This window comes from Cupriavidus basilensis (assembly GCF_029335485.1).
GTDB lineage: Bacteria > Pseudomonadota > Gammaproteobacteria > Burkholderiales > Burkholderiaceae > Cupriavidus > Cupriavidus basilensis_E.
In genome coordinates, this window is sequence record NZ_JARJLM010000659.1 from 1 (window position 1) to 3,624 (window position 3,624).

At 68.9% G+C, this 3,624-nt stretch carries 2 protein-coding genes; one reads left to right on the forward strand and one right to left on the reverse strand.

All coding sequences use genetic code 11. The features are described from left to right. A partial coding sequence (locus P3W85_RS40650) for an MMPL family transporter (RefSeq protein ID WP_276268973.1) occupies positions 1–2,658 on the reverse strand: 2,658 nt, incomplete at its 3' end. 333 nt (positions 2,659–2,991) lie between these two features. On the opposite strand from P3W85_RS40650, the gene P3W85_RS40655 reads away from it, so the two are divergent. Further along, the coding region (locus P3W85_RS40655) for an MlaC/ttg2D family ABC transporter substrate-binding protein (RefSeq protein WP_276268974.1) at positions 2,992–3,624 on the forward strand (633 nt) is incomplete at its 3' end.

Sequence of the window (3,624 nt, forward strand, 5' to 3'; positions counted from 1 at the left end):
TCGTCCTGTCGCGGGTACCGACCGCGCGCGCGGCCGTCCCATCAGGATCGGCTGGAAGAATACGGCACCGACCAGCGTGCATGCCAGTGCCAGTGCTAGCAGCTTGCCCATGCTGGCCGTGCCCGGATGCTGGGACAGCCACAGGCTGCCGAAGGCGGTGGCGGTGGTGGCTGCGCTGTAGAGCACGGCGTGGGTGAGCGGGGATTGCAGCAGGTGCGTCTTGCCCTCGCGCCAGGCAAGGACATAGTAGATCTTGAAGGCCACGCCGATGCCGAACAGCAGGGGCAGGGCGATCACATTGGCAAAATTCAGCGGGATGCCGAACACCACGCACAGCTCCAGCGTGACCAGTGCGGATACCAGCAGCGGTACCAGCGTGCGCAGCACGTCGCCCACGCGGCGCAGCGTGACCCAGAGCAACACGGTGATCGACAGCACGGCCCAGACGCCTGCCTGGGCAAAGGCCGTCATGATGGTGTCGGCGGAGCCCCGGATCGAGATCGGGCCGCCCACCGCGTCCGGCTCGACGCGCTGCACGGCATCGATGAAGCGCGTGAGCGCGGCGTCGCGCGCATCGCTGTCGCGGCTGGAGGACTCTCCCGGCCTGGCCGCGGCGGGGAGTTTCGGGCTCACGCTGACCAGGGCCTTGCCGTCCGGCGCGACCCAGTCGCGTACCAGCACCGGCGGCAGCGTCTCGCGGGTGATCGGCTGCGGTGACAGCGCACGTTGCAGGCGTGCCAGCGCAAGACGCAGCGGTAGCGCGATGGCTTGCTCCGCGCGGTCGCGGGTGGCGGCATCGGCGGCCGCAAGCTTGCGCAGGGCGGTGGCCAGGTGGGCGGCTTCGGCGGCACCCGGGCCGGGATGCTCGTCGGCGGCGAGGGCGAGCTGGCGTGCCGCGTTCTTGAGCGAATTGACGCGCCGCTCGTCGTTGGCTGGCGTGGCCACGGTTTGCGTCAGCACCGGCATGAGGCTGGCCGAGGCGTCTGCGATCAAGGCGAGCCGGGCCGGCTGGTCGTCGGGCATGAAGGTTTGCAGCGTGACGGCGCGCTCGACTTCGGGCAGCGCCGCCAGGCGGGCGGCGATAGCCGTGGCGGCCGTCAGTGAAGGCGCCAGCACACTGACGTTGTCGGTGCCGGCCTCAGGCGCATCCTTGAGCGAGAGCAGGGTGGCCATCGATTCGGAGTGCGGATCCTTGAGATGGAGCGGGTCGAAATCGAAGCGCAGGTACGCGAGCAAGGGGGACCCGGCCAGGATCAGGCCGCAGGTGGCCAGCAGCACCTGTTTGCGGTAGCGCTCGAAGAATATGTCGGCAGGCGCCAGCCACTTGAAGCCCGGCACCTCGACCCGTCCCGCCTCGTCCTTGGGGCGCATGACGGTGATCAGCGCCGGCAGCAGCGTGATGGTGGTGGTGAACGCCACCAGCATGCCCACGCCGGCGATCTGCCCCAGTTCGGCCACGCCGCGATAATCGGTGGGCAGAAAGCAGAAGAACGCCGCTGCGGTGGCAGCCGCGGCCAGCGCCAGCGGCACGCCCACCGCTTTCGCGGCGCTGGCGAGCGCAGCAGGGATCTCCGGGTGTTTGTGGCGCTCGGCGCGGTAGCGCACGCCGAACTGGATGCCGAAGTCGACCCCCAGGCCCACGAACAGCACGGCGAAGGCGACCGAGATCATATTGAGCGCGCCGACCATGGCCAGGCCCAGCGCGGCGGTGATGGCCAGCCCCACCAGGAGGGCGGCCAGCACGGCCAGGATCAGCCGCTTGGAGCGCAGCGCCAGCCACAGGATCAGGATCACCACCACCAGCGTCAGCACGCCATTGAAGGCAGCCCCTTCCTTGACCGACGCAAATTCATCGTCCGCCAATGCCTGGGCGCCGGTCAGGCGCACCTGGGCACCGTAGCGCTGGGCAAGGCCGAGCCTGGTTGCCGTGGCCCGGATGGCATCGGCCGAGTTCGCTCCCGCCTGGAGGTCGGCGTAGTCAAGCACCGGGCTCACCGCGACGAAAGCGCTGGCGAGGCCGCCGGGGCCCGGCTGCGGGCTGCTGTCGATCAGGCCGGCCCAGGACAGCGCGGCCGGCTTGCCGGCCAGCACCTGGTCGACGGCGTGGGCGCTGCTGCCGAGCAGCCGGGCCATGTCGCCCAGCTTCACCTGCCCCAGCTGCAGTGGCAGCGACAGGGTGGTGGCCAGCGTATCGGACAGGCCGCGCAGGGTGGGATCGTGCGCCAGGGCATTGAGCAGGGGCCGCGCCTGCGTCAGTTGCGAGGTGACGTCCCGCAGTTTGGCGGTATCGACGAAGAGCAGGCCGTTGCGTTCGAAGAACTCGCCGCCGCCGGGCTGGCTGACGCCGCGAAAGCGCGTGCCCTGGTGGCTCAGCGCATCCGCCAGTTCATTGGCGGCGGCTTCCGCCAATTCCCCGGCCGGCGCCTGCACCACGGCCAGGATCATCTGGTCGCGCTGGGGAAACGCCGCGCTGACGGCCGCATCGCGGCGCGCCCAGGGCTGGTCCGACTGGAGCAGGCGGCTGATATCGGTGTTGATGGCGAAATGACCCACCGCATAGACGCCGCTGACGACGGTCAGCAACAGCGCCAGGGTGATCACGGACCAGGCGCGGCGGCTGGAAAATTGGACGATGCGGATGACCAACGACGTCAGCATGGGCGATATGGGGACCTATGTGGTGCGCAATCAGGGGCGCGGTAGAGGGCACAAAGCAGGCCGCGGGGCAGCGCGCAAAGCGGCAGCCGCGAGTATAACGGGACGGCGCGGGATGGCGTTGCGGCGCCGGGCCGCGCCGTCATGTGATGCCAAGGGCCTGGAGGGCGCGGCGAGCGCCCGCGCGGGTACGCTATACTGCCTCGTTGCGTGTTGTCGGGCCGGGCCGCAGCCCCGCCCGCCCGTAGCGCGCCGCGCACTTTGATTGGTTTCCTTGGCAAGTCTGCCGGGCATTCCCGGCGGCGAACCGACTGGCATTTTCAGGTCCAAATTCGCATGAAGACACACGGTATTGCTTTCCAGGCCCTGGTCCCGCTCGCGGCGGTGGCGATGATTTCCGCCGCGCAGGCGCAAACGGTGGACAGGTCCTCGCCTGACCGCATGGTGCGGGCCGCCGTCGAAGGCGTGATCGGCACCATCAAATCCAACCCCGAAACGCGCAACGGCGACCTGGGCAAGATCACGGCGGTGGTGGAGCGCCAGTTTCTGCCCTACACCGATTTCGAGCGCACCACCCGCCTGGCGGTCGGCAGCGCGTGGCGCAACGCCACGCCCGAGCAGCAAAAGCAGCTCTACGAGCAGTTCCAGGCCTTGCTGGTGCGCAGCTACGCGGTCTCGCTGTCGCAACTGCGCGAGCAGAACGTGAAGTTCAGCTACAAGCCCACGCTGGCCGCCGGCGGCGCTACCGATGTCGTGGTCGAAACGCGCGTGCTCAACAACGGCGACGAGATGCAGATCGACTACCGCCTGCAGCGCAGCGGCAACGGCTGGAAGATCTACGATATCAATATGATGGGCGCGTGGCTGATCGAAGTGTACCGCCGCCAGTTCTCCGATATCGTCGCGCGCGGCGGCATCGATGGCTTGCTGAAGTACCTGGTCAACCACAACGCGCGCCAGACCGCCGAC